The sequence below is a fragment of the Falsirhodobacter halotolerans genome, assembly GCF_022899245.1.
Lineage (GTDB): Bacteria > Pseudomonadota > Alphaproteobacteria > Rhodobacterales > Rhodobacteraceae > Falsirhodobacter > Falsirhodobacter halotolerans.
In genome coordinates this window covers 934,908-953,284 of the sequence record NZ_JALJAZ010000001.1, presented here as the reverse complement: position 1 = coordinate 953,284, position 18,377 = coordinate 934,908, and the positions used below count along the sequence as shown (strand labels likewise).

Sequence of the window (18,377 nt, the reverse complement as noted above, 5' to 3'; positions counted from 1 at the left end):
AAGGCGTAGCCGCCCGCCCCTCGAATTGCAATCGCGCTTGATATGCGGGCGCATCTGCCTTACCGCGTTACACGTCGAAGACGGGCTGCAACGTCACCTCGCGCCCATCGAAGACGACTTTGCCCGCCTGTTCGAAATTCACGGTGATCTTGCTGCCGATCTTCGACTGCACCTGCCCCAAGCCCCAATCGGGCTGCCCCGGATGGCGGACGATCATTCCGGGTTCCAGTATGTCATTCATTGCAGAGCTCTCCCATGCCCGATGACCACGATCTTGCCGCACTTGTCGCCTCGCGCATCTGTCACGACCTTATCAGCCCGATCGGCGCGATCGGCAATGGGTTGGAACTTGTGGCGATGACCGGCGCGCCGAACGGGCCGGAAATGGAGTTGATCGTGCAAAGCGTGGCGCAGGCCAACGCGCGCCTCCGGCTGTTCCGTCTGGCCTTCGGCGCGGCCGGGGACGGCGCGGTCCCCGTGCGCGAGGTGCGCGAGATCCTGGACGGGATGACGGCCGGCACCCGGCTGGTCATCGACTGGCAGCCCCCGTCCGCCACGCGGCGCGAGGTGAAGATCGCGTTTCTTCTGCTGCAATGCCTGGAGACGGCCATGCCTTACGGCGGGCGCATCACCGTGCACGGTCCCGACCGGATCGAGGCGGAGGCCCCCCGCCTGCGCGCCCTGCCCGACCTGTGGCCGGTGCTTCAGGGCGCCGTGGGCGAGGTTGGCCCCGCTCAGGCGCATTTCCTGCTGGCGGCCCGGGCCATTTCGACCTTGGGTCGGCAGGTCGAGGTTACGGAGACCCCGACCGCCCTTGCCTTGCGTTACTGACGCACGGCCCCATCGGCCGTCACCAGATATTTGAAGCTGGTCAACTGTTCCGCCCCCACCGGACCACGGGCGTGCATCTTGCCGGTGGAAATGCCGATCTCCGCCCCCATGCCGAATTCACCGCCATCGGCGAACTGGGTGGAGGCGTTGCGCAGCAGGATCGCGCTGTCCAGCCGGGTGAAGAAGCGGTCGGCCGCCGCGTCGTCGGCGGTCACGATCGCCTCGGTATGCTGGCTGCCAAAGCGGCGGATATGGGCGATGGCCCCGTCCACGCCGTCCACCACGGTGGCGGCGATGATCAGGTCGAGGAACTCTTTGCCGAAATCCTCCTCGGTCGCGGGAACCGTGCCGGGGATCGCCAGATCGGCGCTGGCCCGCACCTCCACCCCTTCGGTCAGCAGGGCGCGGATCAGGTGGTCGCCGTGCCGCGCCAGATAGGCACGGTCGATCAACAGGCATTCCGCCGCCCCGCAGATGCCCGTGCGCCGGGTCTTGGCGTTCAGGACGATACGCTCCGCCATCACGGGATCGGCCTCGGCATCGACATAGACGTGACAGATCCCCTCCAGATGGGCGAAGACCGGCACCCGCGCCTCGCGCTGGACCAGACCCACAAGGCTCTTGCCGCCGCGCGGGACGATCACGTCCACGAAGTCCGTCGCGCGCAGCAATTCGGCCACCATCTCCCGGTCGCGGGTGGGGACAAGCTGGATCGCATCTTCGGGCAGGCCCGCCTCGCGCAAGCCCGCAACCAGACAGGCGTGCAGCGCCGAGGCGCTGTGCAGGCTTTCCGAACCGCCGCGCAGGATGACGGCGTTGCCCGCCTTCAGACACAGCGCGCCCGCATCCGCCGTGACGTTCGGGCGGCTTTCATAGATCACGCCCACCACCCCCAAGGGCGTGCGCACGCGGCGGATATGCAGGCCCGTGGGCTGATCCCATTCCGCGATCACCTGCCCCACGGGATCCTGCTGTGCGGCAATGGCGTCCAGGCTGTCGGCAATGGCGGCCACGCGGGCGGCATTCAGGATCAGGCGATCCGTCATCGCGGGCGACAGGCCCTTTTCCCGCGCAAAGCCCAGATCTTCGGCATTGGCGACAAGGATGTCCGCCTCGGCTGCGCGGATATGGCGGGCGGCGGCGGTCAGGGCGGCGGCCTTCGCCTCGGATGGGGCGAAGGCCAGCTCGGCCGCGGCGGCTTTCGCCTTCGTTCCCATCGTCCGCATCAAGGTGGCCGCGTCCATGTCCGTCTCCTTTACACAACCATGTCGTCACGATGCACAAGCGCTGCGCGCCCGGCATATCCCAATATCTGCTCGATCTCGGTCGAGCGGTGGCCCGCAATGGCCCGCGCCTCGGCGGCGGTATAGCGGATGAGGCCGCGCGCCAGAACCTCGCCGTCCGGGGCGCAGATCTCCACCGGGTCGCCGCGCCCGAAAGCCCCCGCCACCGCGGTCACCCCCGCCGGAAGCAGCGACCGCCCCGCCGCAAGCGCGGCCACTGCGCCGTCATCCACCCGCACCTGCCCCCGCGGTTTCATCGCGTTGATCCAGCGCTTGCGCGCCGCCTGCGGGTCGCCATGCGCGACGAACCACGTCCGTGCCGCCCCGTCGGCCAGCGCCTTCAGCGGGCGTTCCACCGACCCTTCCATGATCGCCATGGCACAGCCTGCCGCCACGGCGGTCTTGGCGGCCATCAGTTTGGTCTTCATGCCGCCCTTCGACAGGCCCGACACCGGATCGCCGGCCATCGCCTCGATCGCGGGGGTGATCGCGTCCACGGTGTCGAACCGATACGCCGTCGGGTCTTCCTTGGGATTGGCGGAATAGAATCCGTCCACATCCGACAGAAGGATCAACTGATCCGCCGCCACCGTCACCGCCACCTGCGCCGCCAGACGGTCGTTGTCGCCGAACCGGATCTCATCCGTGGCCACCGTGTCGTTTTCATTGACGATGGGCACGACGCCCAGGCCCAGAAGCGTCTCCATCGTCGCGCGACTGTTGAGGTAACGGCGGCGATCGGCGCTGTCCTCCAGCGTGACCAGGACCTGTGCCGCCGTGATGCCGTGCAGGGCCAGAACCTCGGAATAGGCGCGGGCGAGTTCGATCTGCCCCACGGCAGCCGCCGCTTGGCTTTGCTCCAACGCAAGCGAGCCATAGCCCAGATGCAGCATCCCCCGCCCCAACGCGATGGAGCCGGAGGAAACGAGCACGACATCCGTGCCCCGCGCCTTCGCCTCGGCCACGTCCAGCGCCAACGCCTCAAGCCAGTCGCGACGCAAACCGCTGTCGCGATCCACCAGCAGGGCCGACCCGATCTTGACGACCAGCCGTTTCGCGGCGCGAATATCCGGCGTCAGGGCTGCCACGGTGCGGGATCCTCCTCCACCACGCGGGCGGCGTCGATCTGCGCATAGATGGCGCGCAACACGTCCTGCACCCCCATATTGGCCGCACCGGAAATCACGTGGACGCGGCCGCCCGTCTCCTCTTCCAACGCGTCGCGCAGAAGGGTCACGGTGTCGTCGTCCAGCGCATCGCATTTGTTCAGCGCGACGATGCGCGGCTTGTCCCCCAGCTCGTCGGCATAGGCCTCAAGCTCGGTCACGATGGTGCGGTAATCCTCGACCACCGTCTCGGACGTGCCATCGACCAGATGCAGCAGCACGGCGCAGCGTTCGACATGCGCGAGGAACTGCGTGCCAAGGCCCCGCCCCTCGCTTGCGCCTTCGATCAGGCCGGGAATGTCGGCCATGACGAATTCCCGCCCGTCCACACCCACGACGCCCAGGTTCGGGACCAGCGTGGTGAAGGGGTAATCGGCGATCTTGGGCCGCGCGTTCGACACGGCGGCCAGAAAGGTCGATTTCCCCGCATTCGGCAGACCCACCAGCCCCGCATCGGCGATCAGCTTCAGGCGCAGCCACAACGTCCGTTCCACCCCCGGCTGGCCGGGATTGGCGCGGGTGGGCGAACGGTTGGTGGAGGATTTGAAGTGCAGATTGCCCCAGCCGCCGTTCCCGCCCTTGGCCAGCAGCAGACGCTGGCCCACCTCGGTCAGGTCGGCGATGACGGTTTCCTCATCCTCGTCGATGATCTCGGTCCCGACGGGCACGCGCAGGACGATGTCGTCGCCCGTCTTGCCGGTGCGCTGCGCGCCCATGCCCTGCTGGCCGGTCTTGGCAAAGAAGTGCTGCTGGTAACGAAAGTCGATCAGGGTGTTCAGCCCCTCCACCGCCTCGGCCCAGACCGAGCCGCCATTGCCCCCGTCGCCGCCGTCCGGTCCACCGAATTCGATGAACTTCTCCCGCCGGAAACTGACACAGCCCGAGCCGCCGCCACCCGAGCGGATGTAGACTTTGCAAAGGTCGAGGAACTTCATGATCGGGCCTTCCTGCGGTTCGTTCGGGCGATACAGGATCGGCGGTGCCGCCTCAACCCTGTAAGGTTATTGGTTCTTGCGGATGTAGGTCCAGGTCGCGACATGGGCGTTGCGCGCGACCGAAAACGTCTCGGCGTCGCCAAGATAGCGGAAGCCGCAATTGGTCAGCACGCGGGCCGATCCCGGATTGTCCTGAAACACCGAGGCGAAGATTTCGGAGTTTCTCAGGGGGTTGGCGTCCACCAGCGCGCGCACCGCTTCGGACGCGATTCCGGTGTTCCAGAACGGGGGCGCCACCCAATAGCCGATCTCGGACTGGTCGCGGTCCATCTTCTTCAGGCTGATGACGCCCAAAACCTCTCCCGATCCGGCGATGGTGCCGTCCATGATCCAGATCGCCTCCTCCGCCCCCAGCTTCATCGCGCGGGCGACGAAGGCGTCGATCGCACCGGGCGGCATGGGGTGGGGAATGGAGGACGTCATGTTCGCCACCCGCCGATCCCCGGCATAGAGCGACAGAAGCCCCACATCCGAACGGCGGGCGGGCCGCAGCACCAGCCGCGGGGTTTCGATGGTCTGCACGTCGCGATCCATGGCCGTTTCGGTCATTCTGATCGTCCTTCGTTGTGTGGCATCGCCCGGAACGAAAAAGGGACCGGCTTCGACGCCGATCCCCTGTTGCATGCAACCTGTTCAGGTTCGGCTTACTCGGCGGCTTCCGCCACTGGCAGGACCGAAATGAACGTGCGGCCTTTCAGGCCCTTCTTGAACGACACGTTGCCTTCGCGCACGGCGAAGATCGTGTGATCCTTGCCCATGCCAACGCCCTCACCGGGGAACCAGGTGGTTCCGCGCTGACGCACGATGATGTTGCCCGGGTTGACCAGCTGGCCACCATAGAGCTTCACGCCAAGACGACGGCCGGCCGAGTCGCGACCGTTGCGGGATGAACCGCCTGCTTTCTTGTGTGCCATGGGGGATTACTCCTTCGATTCGTGTGCGGCGCGGCGCGCATCGGCGGTGCCGGTGGCAGCTTTCACGTCGGATTTGTCGCCACCCGAGGCCAGAACGTCGGTCACGCGCAGCAGGGTCAGGTGCTGACGGTGGCCCTTCGTGCGCTGCGAGGAGTGCTTCCGGCGGCGCTTGACGTAGTGGATGACCTTCTCGCCCTTGATCTGGGCGATGACTTCGGCCTGCACGGCGGCGCCGGCCACGAAGGGCACGCCCACGGTCAGGTTGTCGCCACCCACCATCAGGATGTCGTTGAACTGGATCGTTTCACCAGCTTCCGCGGACAGCTTTTCGACGCGCAGGATATCTCCCGTGCGAACCGTATATTGCTTGCCGCCTGTCTTGAGGACCGCGAACATGGTCTTTCCTTTTCGTGTTCCGCGTCCTGCGGCCCCGGCGAACCGGCGTTGAAACCTCGGACAGCGCGCCCCTGCGGGCGTAATAGATTACGGGTCTGCGCACCACGTACGATGCCAGACGGCGGACATATCAAGGATCGCACCCCCAATGTCAACCGCGATATGCGGATCGCAAAAAAGTCGAAACAGGTGCCGGACCCTCTTGCGAAGCCCCCCCACCCTCGGTAAAGAGCGCCTCACGACGACCCCTGATGCGGAGAGGTGGCAGAGTGGTCGAATGCGGCGGTCTCGAAAACCGTTGTCGGTTTGCGCCGACCCAGGGTTCGAATCCCTGTCTCTCCGCCATTTACCTTAAATCCTGTCGTGCATTCACGCGCTCAGCGCCCGAACTGTCAGGCTTCTTTCGCCGGTTTGACAATTTCTGTTTCCTGTTCGGCCCTGCTCGATGATGCCATCGCCCTCGTGGCGAGGTCTTTCCGACTGGCAGTCACGGTATAGGGCGTGACCTCGGCAAGGGATCATTGGCCCGAGATCGCCATGATCTCGTGCGCCAGTCGTTCATGTCCCCGACAACTTCGTCGCAAAATCATGCTCCGGGATCATTCGCGTCAATCCGCCTCGGCCGGACGCACATCCCTTAGCGCCGACGTGACCTTGCGGGCCAGGACGCTGGCCATGATATCGGCAAAGGTTGCGCGCAGCTTCGGCCGCCAGTTCGGATAGAGATCGTCCGACGTGCCCGGCACATTCACCGCCACCGTCTCACCGGCCATATCTTCGAACCGGGCGACGAAAAGCCGGGAGGGGGCCATTGCCAGATGGCGATGCACCGCGATCACCAGACCGTCCATGTCGGACGGATCAACCTCCTGTTCCCCTTGGTGCAGGGCGGCGACAAGGCGGTCGCGATCCTGTTGCCGTTCGGCGGCGCGCTCGGCGTTTCCGCTGACGGTCACAAGGCCAAGCTCCTCGCGCAGTTGGTTGTCCACGCCGGTCCACCAACTGCGAAACGGGGGGAGATCGTGGGTGGACAGGCAGGCCAGCGCCTGAACGGGATAATCGGCGGGCGGCGTGAACTCTGCGCCGTCCCGTTCGAAAAACAGGATGCGATAGGAAAGGATGCCCGCCGCCTCCATGACCGCGCGGAAGCCCCTGGGGACGTTGCCCAGATCTTCCCCCACCACAAGGGCCCGGTGGGTGTGCGACAATTCCGCCAGCACGCGCAAGGTATCCGACAGGGGGTAGCGAACATAGGTCCCCTCGGCGGCCGAGCCGTCCTGCGGAATGAGGAACAGTTGCCACAAACCCATTGCGTGATCGATCCGCACCGCCCCGGCTTGGGCCAGCACCGGCTCGATCGCGTGGCGAAAGGGTTCGGACCCGGTCTCGGCCATCCGCACGGGCGACAGCGGGAGGAGGCCCCAATTCTGCCCCTCGTCGCTGAACTGATCCGGCGGGGCCCCGACGCGGGCCGTCGCCACCACATCGGACACACCCCAACTGCCCGCCCCGCCGGGATCCTCACCCACCGCGAAATCGAGATAGAGGCCGATCGCCATACCGGCGTCCCGGCAGGTCCGTCGCACCATCGCCAATTGGTCCGCGGCGACGGTCTGCAACCACGTGTAAAAGCCGACCTCGTCCGCATTCCGGGCGATAAACTCCTGCACGGTCGGGCTGTTCGGGTCCTGCCATTCCACGGGCCAATCGCGCCAGGTCGGCCCATCGCCGCAGGCCACCCGGTGGGCGGACACCACCTCGAACCGGGCCCAATGCGTCACCTCCGGCGTGGCCATCGCCCCCTGCCCGCGCCAGATGCCGCGGAGCGTCGCAAGCTTGCAGGCCGCCACCCCGGTATAATCCACATGCTCGGCCCCCCGAAGCCTGTGGAGCGTCGCCGCATCGGCCAAGGTCGGGTCAAACCCCGGGACCCGGTCCACCGCGATGTAAAGCGGGTTCAGCATCCGGCGGTCGGACGGGGAAAACGGGCTGCACCTTTCCGGGCCGGACAGGAACGGGGCGTGAAGCGGGTTCAACCCGATGAAATCCGCCCCCTCGGCCGCCAGCAGGGCCGCCAAATCCGCCAGATCGGCGAAATCACCGATGCCCCAGTTCCGATCGGACCGCAATTGATACAGTTGGACCGCCACACCCCAACGCCGCGCCGCATCCTCGTCACCGTGACAGCGCACGCCGTCGGGGACGCGCAGGCGCAAATCGGCCTCGGGCGGCGCATCGCGGGTGTCCAACATGCCGACAAGCGTTTGGATCGTGGACCGAGGCGGTGTCACCGCCGTTCCGTCCATGCCCTCGTATTCCGTCATGACGCCAAGCCGCCGGGCGCGCTCCATCAAGGGGTCATCGGTCATGTCGGGTCCTGTCCGTATGTCGTGCCGCGCGCGGCGAGTCCCATGCGAACGGGCCGCCGGTCGGCATCCTTCCTGTCACCCGGCAGGGCAGACACACCCCGCCCTGCCGGTCGCTGCCTTGGCACATCAGACGTTGATCGAACCGACCGCCCCACCGTCCACGCGCCAATTGGCCCCGGTCACGAACGAGGCGTGGTCCGAACACAGCATCGCAATCACCGCCGCCACTTCCTCGGCCTTGCCCCGGCGCTTCAACACCAGATAGGGGCGTTGCTCCTTGAGGAAGCTTTCCACCGCCTCGTCAAAGCTCTCCCCCCGTTCTTCAGAGCGTTTCTCCATCATGCCGTCGGTCATCGGCGTCTCGATGAAGGCGGGGGCCACGCAGTTCACCAACATGCCCGAATGGGAATGCTGCATGGCAATGCTTTTCGCAAAGCTGAGAAGCGCTGACTTGGCCGAGTTGTAAACAGTCTCATCCGGGTAGGGCTGCGCCACGTTTTCGGAGGTCACGAAGACCACCCGCCCCCATCCGCGGTCCATCATCGGCGGGCACATGTGGCGGGCCATGCGGACGGCGGACAGAAAGTCGATGTTCAGCGCATCCGACCAATCGTCTTCCGACATGTGCAGCGGATCGCCCTTGCCCCCGGTCACCCCGGTCGCATGGACCCAGATGTCGAAATCGGTACCGGATTTCGCGAGGAACTCCTCACACCCCTTTTGCGAAGACAAGTCGCCCGCCGCATACTCCGCGTCGAACTCGGCCGCGATCGGCGCAAGCTTGTCGTCGTCGATGTCCGTCAGAAACAGCTTCACGCCTTCCGCCGCAAGAAACCGTGCCGTTTCCCGCCCCATGCCGCCGCTGGCGCCAGTGATGAGCGCGCGGCGGCCTTTGATCCCGAGGTCCATGCCATTCTCCTGTGATATGCACATAGGAACGCGGGCCAGTGGCAACGGGGTCCGATCTATAATCGTTAATCGGGTGTGCCGCCCGACCGCGCGACATGGAGGCCGCCGATATCGCACATGGCCTTCGTCAAGGCCAGGAATTGCGCAGATGGTTATCCGGGGAATCCGATTGCCGTAAAAAGCTTACAGCCGCCCCGTAAAAAGGGCGGCTGTAAATTTGGGCGGATCCGAAGGAACCGGGCCTTACCCTTTGTCGGACGTCCGGTCGGCCGCGCCGCGCGAGGCGGCATCGGCCAGACGTTCACCCGCGGCGGTCGCCTCGTCTTTCACCTTCTCCACGAAGTCCGTTCCGTTCGGCGTCTTCTGGTCCAAAGCGTCCGTCGCTTCGTTCACCATCTGCTTCGCTTCGCTGGCAACCTCGCTCGCCACGGCCTTTGCCGTTTCGACCTGTTCTTCGGCAAACTCGCTGGCGGCGGCCTTGGCCTGATCGGCATAGTCGCCGACAAGCCGGTTTTCCAGACGCGTGGACCGGAACATCGCCCCAAGACCGGCCCCCGCCGCAAAGCCCAAGGCGGCCACGACAAGGGGTTGTTCGGTCACGAACTTCTCGATCTTGTGGGACAGATCGGACCCCGTCTGTGCCATGTTCTGACGGGCACTGTCATACCGCGCGCCTGCCGCGTCCTGAAGCGAGGCGGCACGGTGGGCAACGCGATCCTTGGCATGGCCGGCAGCCTCGCTGACGGAATCCATCGCGTCATGCGCGCGATCCTTCAGCGACGGGCCAGAGGTCGTATCCCCTGGCGCGGGCGTTAGGGACGGGCTGCGCACCGGCATGTCGGTCGACGCCGAATAGGGCGCGGGCCGGACGGGTTGCGGGTGAACCGGCGTCACAGGCGGCTCCGGAGCGTCACGGTTGACGGACGGACCCGGTGCCGGACCACGGTTCCCGCTGGCCATCATCCATGCCAGACCGATGCCGGTCAGGATGAACGGAACGGGGTTGTCGCGCACGGTGCGGCCCAGATTGCGGCTGACCTCCCCACCATTCTGGGTGACCGACTGCATGGCCCGGTCGATCAGCGTCTCGACCGAGAAACGTTCCTGCAGCGCGTCGATGGTCGCGGTCAGATTGTCCCGCGTCTGGTCGACCTCACGCTCGATCTCATGCGCGCTCTTGCTTCCGGGGTTGGTGGTGTCGCTCATGATACCGTGTCCTTGATCGCGTTGGCGTCTTTCGACAGAGAGTTGGCGGTGCGCGCGGGGGCCAGATGGCCAGCCTTCAGATCGTTGATGCCGTTCTTCACCAGGATCAGCGCGATCACGGAGAAGATGACACCCACGAGGACCGCGGCCCAACCTGCACCCAGGCCAAGTTCGGCCAAACCGGCCACCAGGGCAAAGGCTAGCACGTTCAGCGCCACCAGCACGATGACCAGACCTGCGGCGATCTTGCCGACGGCGGTGAACGCTTGGCTGATCTTCTCGCTCGTCTCGGCGCGAAGCAGCTGGATTTCCTTGCGGAACAACTCGTTCACATTGCCGACCAGATCGCCCATCAGACCCGTTGTCGATTTCCGGTTGGGATCATCCATGGAACGTCTCCTTCGGGCGATAGGTGGGCGCCACCGGCTGAGGGGACGCCTCTGCGGTCGCGTTCGTGCCCTTGGCGCTGGCCCGGGCGAACCGGGACACGATCAGACCTGCCAGCACCGCGCCGCCGATCACTGCGGCGGGGTTCCGGCGCCCGAATTGCGCCAGATCCTCGACGATCTCGGAAATGCTGCGGTCGGTCAGGGCGGTGGACACGCTGCCGACCGCATTCGACGCCTCGGTGAACATCTGGTGCTGGATCGAGCCGTCATCCAACTCGCGTGCGGCGGCACGAAGGGCGTCGGAGGTGCGCGAGATTTCGTCCGCCGCGCGGTTCTTGGCGCTTTCGCCCTTGTCGATCGCGGCGTCCTTGGCATCGTGCAGACCGGCCTTCGCCTTGTCCTTCAAGGCCGCACCCTCATGCGCGGCCTGCGCCCGCACCTCGTCGGCCTTCTGCCTCAGGTGATCCGCACCGCTTGCGTCGCTGTCGGGGGGAAATTGGGACATGCGTATCTCCTCTTCGCTGTTGGGCGTCACGGTCTTTCGTGGCGATGTCCCTCACTAAGCGATAACGGGATCGTTAGGTTCCGATGCACCTTCCCCCCGATCCGGCCCGCCGAAGGGGGCGGGCGGTAGGTCGCAAGCGGCCCTTATTTCAGGGCCATCCCCATCTTCCGCATCAGGCCCAGCAAACGGTCGCGCCCCGCCATCCGGTCCACGGTCGCCACGCGCTTGCCGCTCAGCAGGCTCCAATCGTCAACGTCGCGGCCCTGCCCTTCGTTGAACCGGGCCATCGTCGCGTCGTAATCATCGATCAGCGTCGTGTAATCCGGCGGGGTGAAGGTGTCGCGGTGCAGCACCGCCGCAGGGGCCAGACGGGGCTTCACCGCCGCCGGAACCGCCGGATCGGGATAGCCAAGCGTCAGACCGAACACCGGCATGATCCGATCGGGAAGGTTCAGCGCCTGACGCACAGCGCCGATATCGTTTCGCAACCCGCCGATATAGCAGGTGCCAAGGCCATGCGCCTCTGCCGCCGTCACAAGGTTCTGCGCTGCCAGAGACGCGTCGATCACCCCCACGACCGACATCTCCACATAGTCCAGGGTGTCGGTCGGCAGGTCGTGGCGGGCCGCAACCGTGCCGATCCGGTCCAGATCGGCCAGAAAACACAGCATCAGCGGGGCCTGTTCGATATGCCGCTGATGTCCGCACAGCGCGGAAAGTTCGGCCCGACGCGCGGGATCACCGACGGCGACGACGCTCCAGCATTGCAGGTTGCTGGAACTGGGCGCGGATTGCGCCGCCGCGATCAGCAGGTTCAGGACATCGTCGGGCACCGGCTGCGCGGTGTAGGCGCGACAACTTTTATGATGAAGAATGACGCGCGTGGCCTCGTTCAGCGGGGCGGTGGGCGCGACCGGGGCGCCATAGCGTTCTGTGACGGGGGACGACATGGGGATCTCCGTTGATGGTCCCCCGACCCTACACGGACGCCCGGTGCGGGGGCCATCCCCGATATCCGGTTCACGCCATGGGCATCGCCGTTCCGTCTTGCGCGAACCGATGCAGCCGACCGGCACGGGGGGCCACCCGAACGACATCGCCATGCGCCAGACCGATCTCGCCATCCGCGCGAAGGGTCAGCTCGCCCGCCTCGGCGGTTTCGATCCGCGCGAAGGTGTCGGAGCCGAGGTGCTCGGCCATCACGACGCGGCCTTCCCAACCGCCCTCGGCCACGGTGTCCAGATGTTCGGGCCGGATGCCGACCGTGTGGGCCCCGTGGCGGGCGGCTTCGGCCCCATCGATCAGGTTCATTTTCGGACTGCCGATGAAGCCCGCGACGAAAAGGTTGCGAGGATGGTCGTAAAGCTCCATCGGGGTGCCCACCTGCTCGATCCGTCCGGCGTTCAGAACGACGATCTTGTCGGCCATGGTCATCGCCTCCACCTGATCGTGGGTGACATAGATCATGGTGGTCGCAAGCTTGCGGTGCAGTTCCGTGATCTCCTGCCGCATGGTGACGCGCAGGGCGGCGTCAAGGTTCGACAGGGGTTCGTCGAACAGGAAGGCCGCCGGTTCGCGCACGATCGCGCGCCCGATCGCCACCCGCTGACGCTGACCGCCCGACAGCTGCCCCGGCCGCCGATCCAGATAGGAGCCGAGGTTCAGAACCTCTGCCGCGCGGGCGATCTTCTCCTTCTGCGCCGCCGCGGGGACATTGGCCATGCGCAGGGGAAAGGCGATGTTCTCGGCCACCGTCATGTGCGGATAAAGGGCATAGGACTGGAACACCATCGCCAGCCCCCGATCCCCCGGCGCGGCGTCGGAAACATCGCGGTCGGCAATCACGATCCGGCCCGAGGTCATGTCCTCCAACCCCGCGATCAGCCGAAGAAGGGTGGACTTGCCGCACCCCGAGGGGCCGACGAAAACGACGAACTCCCCATCCGCGATCTCCAGATCCAGCGGGGGAATGACCTCGGTCGTGCCGAAGCGCTTGACGACGCGGTCGAGTGTAATGCTGCCCATCTGCGGCACCTTTCCTGTGTTCAGACGCCGGCGAGTTCGCGGCGGAATCCTTGGGTCTTGCGATCGCTTTCGATGCGCCAGCGCAGGATGTCGGTCAGCATCTCCTGCCGCCGCGCGGCGCAGGCGGCATCGTCCCAGCGGTTCACCCGCTCCTCCGGGTCGGAGGCGAGATCGAAAAGCTGGCCTTCGGCACTGTCCACGAAATGCACAAGCTTCCAGTCCCCCTTGCGGATCATGGTCATGAATTGCGTGCCGGTCAGGATCGCGTCGTTCGCATGTTCGGCAAAGACCCGGTCGCGGTGGCCCTCCCCCTCCATCAGCGGAATGAGGGATCGGGCCTCCATCCATTCGGGCGGGGTGATCCCGGCCCATTGCAGGATGGTCGGCCCCAGATCGAACAGTGCCACAAGATCGTCGATGGCATGGCCCTGCGGCACGTCCCGGCCCCAGACGATGGCGGGCACATGGACGGACGGCTCGAACATGTTCCACTTCTGCGAATGGCCATGATCGCCCAGACAATCCCCGTGATCCGAGGTGAAGACGATGATCGTGTCATCGAGCACGCCCCGGGCCTCCAGCGTGTCGATGATCCGGCCCACCTGCGCGTCGATCATCGACACGTTGGCGTAATAATGCGCGCGCTGGCGGCGCTGCTGATCCTCGGTCGGATGCTCCAGATGCACGACCGCATCGTGATCCTCGGCGTGGTGGTGACGGCGCAATTCCCGGATCGGTTCGGGTTGCTGGGCGTCGAAATCATAGGTGATGGGCATCGGCAGGTCGTTGCGGCCCGCGTAACGGTCCAGATAGTCCTGCGTCGGGTCATACGGGGGGTGCGGGCCGGGGATGCCGATCTGCAGAAAGAACGGCTCCGTCCCCTTGTAGCGTTCAAGCCACAGACAGGCGAGGCTGGGGACGAACACGTCGGGGTGCAGATCCTCGGGCGCCTCCCACACGAAGGCACCAAGGGCGTCGCGATAGTCCCCCCGCTCGCGATAGCTGACACGGCTGGGCTTGCGAAGGCCGCGCGTCCAGAAGGCCTTGTCCCAGTTGTCCAGATAGAAGGGCAGGTTCGGGTGGTCGCGGTCCTTGTTCTCCACCACATGCCGTTCGTGAAAACCGAAAGGGCCTTCCACCGGCATCGTGTGCATCTTGCCCACGTTCACGCAGCGATACCCCGCCCCCGACAGAAGCGAGACCCAGGACCAGACCCACGGCTCGTCGTTGCGGAACACGCCGTTGGTGTGGGGATAGGTGCCGGAAAACAGCGATGCGCGCGACGGGCTGCACGAGGGGGAGGTGACATACATGTTGCGAAACACGGTCCCCCCCGCGACCAGCCGGTCGAGGATGGGCGTATCCATATGCGGATGACCCAAGGCGCGGATCGTGTCCAGCCGCTGCTGGTCGGTGATGATGAAAACGATGTTAGGGCGTTTCTGCATGGGTCTTTCAGCCTTTGACCGCGCCGCCGAGCGACTGGACGATATATTTGTTGGCGATGATGATGACGGGCACGATGGGCAGCGTCAGGGCAAGGGCGGCGACCGCGATGGCCCCCCAATCGACGCTGGCATAGGAGACGAAGTTCATCACCGCCACCGGGGCCGTCGTCGTGTCGGCGCGCGTGATGACCAGCGCGAAGAAGAAGTCGTTCCATGCCAGCAGGAAGCTGAGCACCCCCGCGGCCACCAGACCGGGGCGCGCGGCGGGAATGACGATCAGGCGCAGCACCTGCCACAGCGACGCGCCGTCCATCAGGCCGGCCTCCACCAGCTCGTTCGGGATCTGGTTGAACGAGGTCCACATCGACCACACGACGAAGGGCAGCGTCAGCGAGGTGTAGGCCACGATCAGCCCCGTATAGGTGTCGATCAGCCCGGTGTTCACGTAAAACAAAAACAACGGGATCACGAAGCCCACGGGCGGCGCCATGCGCAGCAGCAACAGCAGCCACGACGCAAAGAACTTGCCCGCGAATCGCCGCTTGGACAAGGCGAAGGCCCCCGGCACGCCCAGCAGAAGGGCGAGGAGCGTGGACGACCCCGCCGTGATGAAGCTGTTCATCAGCGCGCGCGGAAAATCCGACCGGGCGATGGCGCCGAAATTCTCCAGCTTCAGGGCGGTGGGGGACTGCCAGATCGGCTCGAACAGTTGTGTCGCGGGGCGCAGGGACAGGATCAACGTCCACAGGATCGGCAGAAGGGAAAACGCCAACAGGGCCAGCATGACGATAACGCCCGCCCCCTTCTTGACGCGGTAGGATGGGGACAGGTCACGCATCGGACAACCTCGCATTGGCGCGGGCGATATAGAAGCTGATCGCTCCGGCGAAGACGAACAGGAACACCGCGATCGCGGCACCATAGGCGGCGTTGGAATTCTGGAACGTCTGGATGTAGGCGTAGTAGTTCGTCGCCTGCGTCGCGCGTCCCGGCCCGCCATTGGTCATCACGAAGATCAGGGGGAAATGCTTCAACGTCTCAATGAAGCGGAACAGCGCGACCATCAGAAGCGTGGGATACAACAGCGGCAGGGTGATCAGGAAGAACGTCTTCACCCGGCTTGCCCCGTCGATCGCCGCCGCCTCGTCCAGATCGGGCGAGATGCCCTGAAGCGCGGCCAGGACGATCAGCATGACGAAGGGATAGGTGGCCCAGGTGTCGGCGATGACGATGGCGGCGATGGCCCCCGTCTGGCTGGTCAGCATCGCGGGCACCGGAATGCCGAAGATGTCGAAGAACGCGTTGATCGGTGACAGGGTGGGCGTGAACAGCGACAGCCAGATCAGCGCCACTGCAATATGCGGCACGGCGAAGGGGATCACGAAGATGCCCCGCGCGAACCGCCAGGATTTCACGATCCGTTCCAGACCGACGGCGATCATGGTGCCGATCACGACCTGAGCGATCACCCCGAACACGCTGAGCGCGGCCATGATATAGACCGAGGAGATGAACCGACGGTCGCCCGCCAGCCGCAGGAAGTTGTCCAGGCTGATCTTGCCGCTCCATCCCCGGATCAGATGGTAATCGGTCACCGACAACAGGAACATTCCCGCCAGGGGCGCGATGGCGAAGACGCCCACGGCAAGGGATGCCGGAAGCAGCATCATGCGATAGCTGCGATCCATCGCAGCCGAGGCACGGGTCGATGTCATGCGAACTCCGTAGTCATGTCAGGGGGTGGTGCCGGGCCGCGGGGCCCGGCGTCGCGATCACTGGCCGGTGATGTAGCCCATTTCGTCGCTGGCGGTTTCCAGCGCCTCTTCGGGGTCGATCAGGCCGTTCACGGCGGCGTTGATGTTTTCACCGATCACGGCGCCGATCTCCGGCCATTCGGGGATCAGCGGGCGGTAGTCGCTGCGCGCCTCGCCCAGGGCCGCCACGCGCAGGTCCAGAAAGTCGGACTGGATGGCGGCGTATTTCTCCTGCACCGCCGGATCCTGCGCGATGGAGGCGCGGGTAAAGTCGGGATAGGCTTCGTTCAGCGCAAGCTTGGTCATCGTTTCCGGCGACGTGGCCCAGGCGATGAATGTCGCCGCAGCGTCGGCGTTGCGGGCCGCGCCGCTGATCCCCAGACCGTGCACGGCCAAAGCGGGCGAGCGGCCTTCGGGGCCGGCCGGGGGCAGCGCAAGCTGGATACGGTCCGCGAACTGGCTTTTGCTGGCATCCACGATCTGGCTGGTGATGGAGGTTCCATCCACCGTCATCGCCGCCTGCCCCGCCTGCATCGCGGCCACCACCTCGGGGAAGTTGAAGCTGCCGATGCCGTCGGGACCGTATTTGGCCAGAAGATCGACATAAAGGTTCAGCGCCTCCAGCGTCTGGGGCGAATTGATGGCGGGGGTCAGGTCGTCGGGATAATCGGCAAAGAATTCCCCGCCATAGGCGCGCATGATCATCGGAAAGACGAACATGTTGAAGCCCTGACCGGGGGCCGCGCGCATCACGACGCCGGCCGTCTGCGGGCTGTCGACGGCGGCGGCCACGTCCAGCATCTCCTCCCACGTGGTGGGCGGGGCCTTTCCGGCGGCGTCCAGCAGATCCTTGCGATAGGCGAGAAGTCCGGTTTCGGCAAAGAAGGGCACGCCCCAGGTGTCCCCGTCCACCTTGAAGGATTCCAGCGTGGACGGGATGATGTCGTCCGCCTCGGGCAGCGCGGCCACGGCGTCCGTCATCGGGGCGAGCCATCCGGCCTGCACCCACCGTTGCACTTGGATGCCGGGGGTGTGCACGACATCCACATCACCGCCGCCGCCGGTGAAGGACAGGGTGATGCGGCTTTCAAACACGTTCTGGCCGACCACCTCGATATTGGCCTTGATGCCGGTTTCAGCTTCGAAATCCCCCGCAAGCTTCTGCAGGCCCAGCGTCACGGGCATGGAGAACATCAGGACGTTCACCTCCTGCTGCTGGGCGGCGGCGCCCACCGGGGCAAGGGCGCTGGCCGACAGCAAGGCGGCAACCAGCAGGGTTCGACGTTTCATGGACAACACAGATATTCCTCCCAGATTCTCTGTAGTTTCGGTAGCGAAAGCTTATCGGACGAGGCGCAGATGCCCCGATCCCGCAAGGCGTGCCGTGCGGTGTTCGTGTTGCAGGATCCGTTCCAGACGGGCGCGCTCCTCTTCAAGCGCGGCCTCTATCCGGTGTTCGGTTTCGGCGGTGACCGAGGTTGCCGCGTCGGCGATCGACAAAAGGTGCAGGAACCGCCCTTCGGCGTCGCGGATGATGGTGGCGAAGCGGCGGATCCCGAAATGGTTGCCCGCGGCGTCACTGACGAAGGTCCGGCCCCGCGCGGCGGTGACCGCGCGTTCAACGTCCTCCGATTCAAGCCAGGAAATCTGGCGGGTCGCCCCACGGGTCGAGGTGTCGAAGAACCCGCCGATGAAGAACCCTTCGCCCAGACGTTCGGGCGCAAGTGTGGAGAGATAGAGGCAGGACAGGGCGTCGAATTCGAACAGGCTGCGTCGAAACCCCTCGCGTGCCCAGATCGTGATGGCGCGGTCGGGATGCGGTGTGCGGGAATGCCACAAAAGCTCATGCCCCGCGACGACGATCACCTCGGCCGCAGCCCCAAGACGGTCCGTCAGCGAGGTGAGGGTGGTCTGAAGTTCGGCCAGATAGGCCGCGGACATCGGGACGATGCGGTCCAGCGTGAAGTTCTTGATCAGATACTTCTCGCTTGTGCGGAACAGATAGCCGCGGTCGGACAAGATCCGCACGATGCGGTTGAGCGTGGCGGGGGCGAGACCCAGATCGCGCGCGATGTCCACCTGCTTCACCGGCCCTGCGGGGGCATTCATGACGTATTCCAGAACGTCGATTATGCGGTCGGTGGGCGCGCTCGTCATGTTGCTTATTCCAAATATGAAATATCTTGC

General features: G+C 65.4%; 20 protein-coding genes and 1 tRNA gene. 2 read left to right on the top strand and 19 right to left on the bottom strand.

Annotated elements, in window-relative coordinates; genetic code table 11:
- Positions 1 to 67 precede the first annotated feature (67 nt).
- The gene (locus MU449_RS04995; RefSeq protein ID WP_244736899.1) at positions 68 to 241 is read right to left on the bottom strand and encodes a DUF3553 domain-containing protein; all 174 of its coding nucleotides are present in this window, start codon (positions 239 to 241) and stop codon (positions 68 to 70) included.
- 14 nt (positions 242 to 255) lie between these two features.
- On the opposite strand from MU449_RS04995, the gene MU449_RS04990 reads away from it, so the two are divergent.
- Positions 256 to 831 (top strand): histidine phosphotransferase family protein, encoded by a 576-nt coding sequence (locus MU449_RS04990; RefSeq protein ID WP_244736898.1) that lies wholly within the window; start codon positions 256 to 258, stop codon positions 829 to 831.
- Here the strand turns inward: MU449_RS04990 and MU449_RS04985 are convergent.
- From MU449_RS04985 to rplU, 6 genes are all read right to left on the bottom strand, one after another.
- Positions 825 to 2,075 (bottom strand): glutamate-5-semialdehyde dehydrogenase, encoded by a 1,251-nt coding sequence (locus MU449_RS04985; RefSeq protein ID WP_244736897.1) that lies wholly within the window; start codon positions 2,073 to 2,075, stop codon positions 825 to 827. The two genes, MU449_RS04990 and MU449_RS04985, sit on opposite strands and share 7 nt — an antisense overlap.
- A gap of 11 nt (positions 2,076 to 2,086) precedes the next feature.
- Entirely contained in the window at positions 2,087 to 3,202 is a 1,116-nt protein-coding gene (proB, locus tag MU449_RS04980; RefSeq protein WP_244736896.1) for a glutamate 5-kinase, read from the bottom strand.
- Complete coding sequence (obgE, locus tag MU449_RS04975; protein ID WP_244736895.1) at positions 3,190 to 4,215, bottom strand: GTPase ObgE; 1,026 nt, start codon at positions 4,213 to 4,215, stop codon at positions 3,190 to 3,192. The genes proB and obgE overlap by 13 nt, the downstream gene beginning before the upstream one ends.
- A gap of 66 nt (positions 4,216 to 4,281) precedes the next feature.
- Positions 4,282 to 4,824 (bottom strand): GNAT family N-acetyltransferase, encoded by a 543-nt coding sequence (locus MU449_RS04970; RefSeq protein WP_244736894.1) that lies wholly within the window; start codon positions 4,822 to 4,824, stop codon positions 4,282 to 4,284.
- Positions 4,825 to 4,919: 95 nt separating this feature from the next.
- On the bottom strand, positions 4,920 to 5,189 hold the full coding sequence (gene rpmA / locus MU449_RS04965; protein ID WP_244736893.1) for a 50S ribosomal protein L27: 270 nt from the start codon (positions 5,187 to 5,189) through the stop codon (positions 4,920 to 4,922).
- A gap of 6 nt (positions 5,190 to 5,195) precedes the next feature.
- Positions 5,196 to 5,585 (bottom strand): 50S ribosomal protein L21, encoded by a 390-nt coding sequence (rplU, locus tag MU449_RS04960; RefSeq protein ID WP_244736892.1) that lies wholly within the window; start codon positions 5,583 to 5,585, stop codon positions 5,196 to 5,198.
- Between the two features lie 255 nt (positions 5,586 to 5,840).
- On the opposite strand from rplU, the gene MU449_RS04955 reads away from it, so the two are divergent.
- Positions 5,841 to 5,930, top strand: a tRNA-Ser gene (locus tag MU449_RS04955).
- Positions 5,931 to 6,193: 263 nt separating this feature from the next.
- Here the strand turns inward: MU449_RS04955 and malQ are convergent.
- The 12 genes from malQ to MU449_RS04895 all read right to left on the bottom strand — a co-directional run bounded on the left by malQ (position 6,194) and on the right by MU449_RS04895 (position 18,347).
- Complete coding sequence (gene malQ / locus MU449_RS04950) at positions 6,194 to 7,954, bottom strand: 4-alpha-glucanotransferase (RefSeq protein WP_244736891.1); 1,761 nt, start codon at positions 7,952 to 7,954, stop codon at positions 6,194 to 6,196.
- A gap of 126 nt (positions 7,955 to 8,080) precedes the next feature.
- Positions 8,081 to 8,863: an SDR family NAD(P)-dependent oxidoreductase gene (locus MU449_RS04945; RefSeq protein WP_244736890.1), complete on the bottom strand. Its 783-nt coding sequence runs from the start codon at positions 8,861 to 8,863 to the stop codon at positions 8,081 to 8,083.
- A 243-nt stretch (positions 8,864 to 9,106) separates the two neighbouring features.
- Positions 9,107 to 10,069, bottom strand: a complete 963-nt coding sequence (locus tag MU449_RS04940) for a DUF3618 domain-containing protein (RefSeq protein ID WP_244736889.1) — start codon at positions 10,067 to 10,069, stop codon at positions 9,107 to 9,109.
- Complete coding sequence (locus MU449_RS04935; RefSeq protein ID WP_244736888.1) at positions 10,066 to 10,458, bottom strand: phage holin family protein; 393 nt, start codon at positions 10,456 to 10,458, stop codon at positions 10,066 to 10,068. The genes MU449_RS04940 and MU449_RS04935 overlap by 4 nt, the downstream gene beginning before the upstream one ends.
- Positions 10,451 to 10,963, bottom strand: a complete 513-nt coding sequence (locus MU449_RS04930) for a hypothetical protein (protein WP_244736887.1) — start codon at positions 10,961 to 10,963, stop codon at positions 10,451 to 10,453. Before MU449_RS04930 ends, MU449_RS04935 begins: the two co-directional genes overlap by 8 nt.
- Before the next feature lie 143 nt (positions 10,964 to 11,106).
- Positions 11,107 to 11,913 carry an NADPH-dependent oxidoreductase gene (locus MU449_RS04925; protein WP_244736886.1) on the bottom strand — a complete coding sequence of 269 codons (807 nt, stop codon included), beginning with the start codon at positions 11,911 to 11,913 and terminating at the stop codon, positions 11,107 to 11,109.
- 70 nt (positions 11,914 to 11,983) lie between these two features.
- Entirely contained in the window at positions 11,984 to 12,988 is a 1,005-nt protein-coding gene (locus MU449_RS04920; protein ID WP_244736885.1) for an ABC transporter ATP-binding protein, read from the bottom strand.
- A gap of 20 nt (positions 12,989 to 13,008) precedes the next feature.
- Positions 13,009 to 14,436, bottom strand: coding sequence for a sulfatase family protein (locus MU449_RS04915; protein ID WP_244736884.1), 1,428 nt, complete (start codon positions 14,434 to 14,436; stop codon positions 13,009 to 13,011).
- A gap of 7 nt (positions 14,437 to 14,443) precedes the next feature.
- Positions 14,444 to 15,274 carry a carbohydrate ABC transporter permease gene (locus tag MU449_RS04910; protein ID WP_244736883.1) on the bottom strand — a complete coding sequence of 277 codons (831 nt, stop codon included), beginning with the start codon at positions 15,272 to 15,274 and terminating at the stop codon, positions 14,444 to 14,446.
- Entirely contained in the window at positions 15,267 to 16,151 is an 885-nt protein-coding gene (locus MU449_RS04905) for a carbohydrate ABC transporter permease (protein ID WP_244736882.1), read from the bottom strand. The genes MU449_RS04910 and MU449_RS04905 overlap by 8 nt, the downstream gene beginning before the upstream one ends.
- Positions 16,152 to 16,208: 57 nt before the next feature.
- Positions 16,209 to 17,480: an extracellular solute-binding protein gene (locus MU449_RS04900; protein ID WP_244736881.1), complete on the bottom strand. Its 1,272-nt coding sequence runs from the start codon at positions 17,478 to 17,480 to the stop codon at positions 16,209 to 16,211.
- A gap of 51 nt (positions 17,481 to 17,531) precedes the next feature.
- A complete protein-coding gene (locus MU449_RS04895; protein ID WP_244736880.1) occupies positions 17,532 to 18,347 on the bottom strand; it encodes a helix-turn-helix domain-containing protein in 816 nt (271 codons plus the stop codon).
- Positions 18,348 to 18,377: the final 30 nt, after the last annotated feature.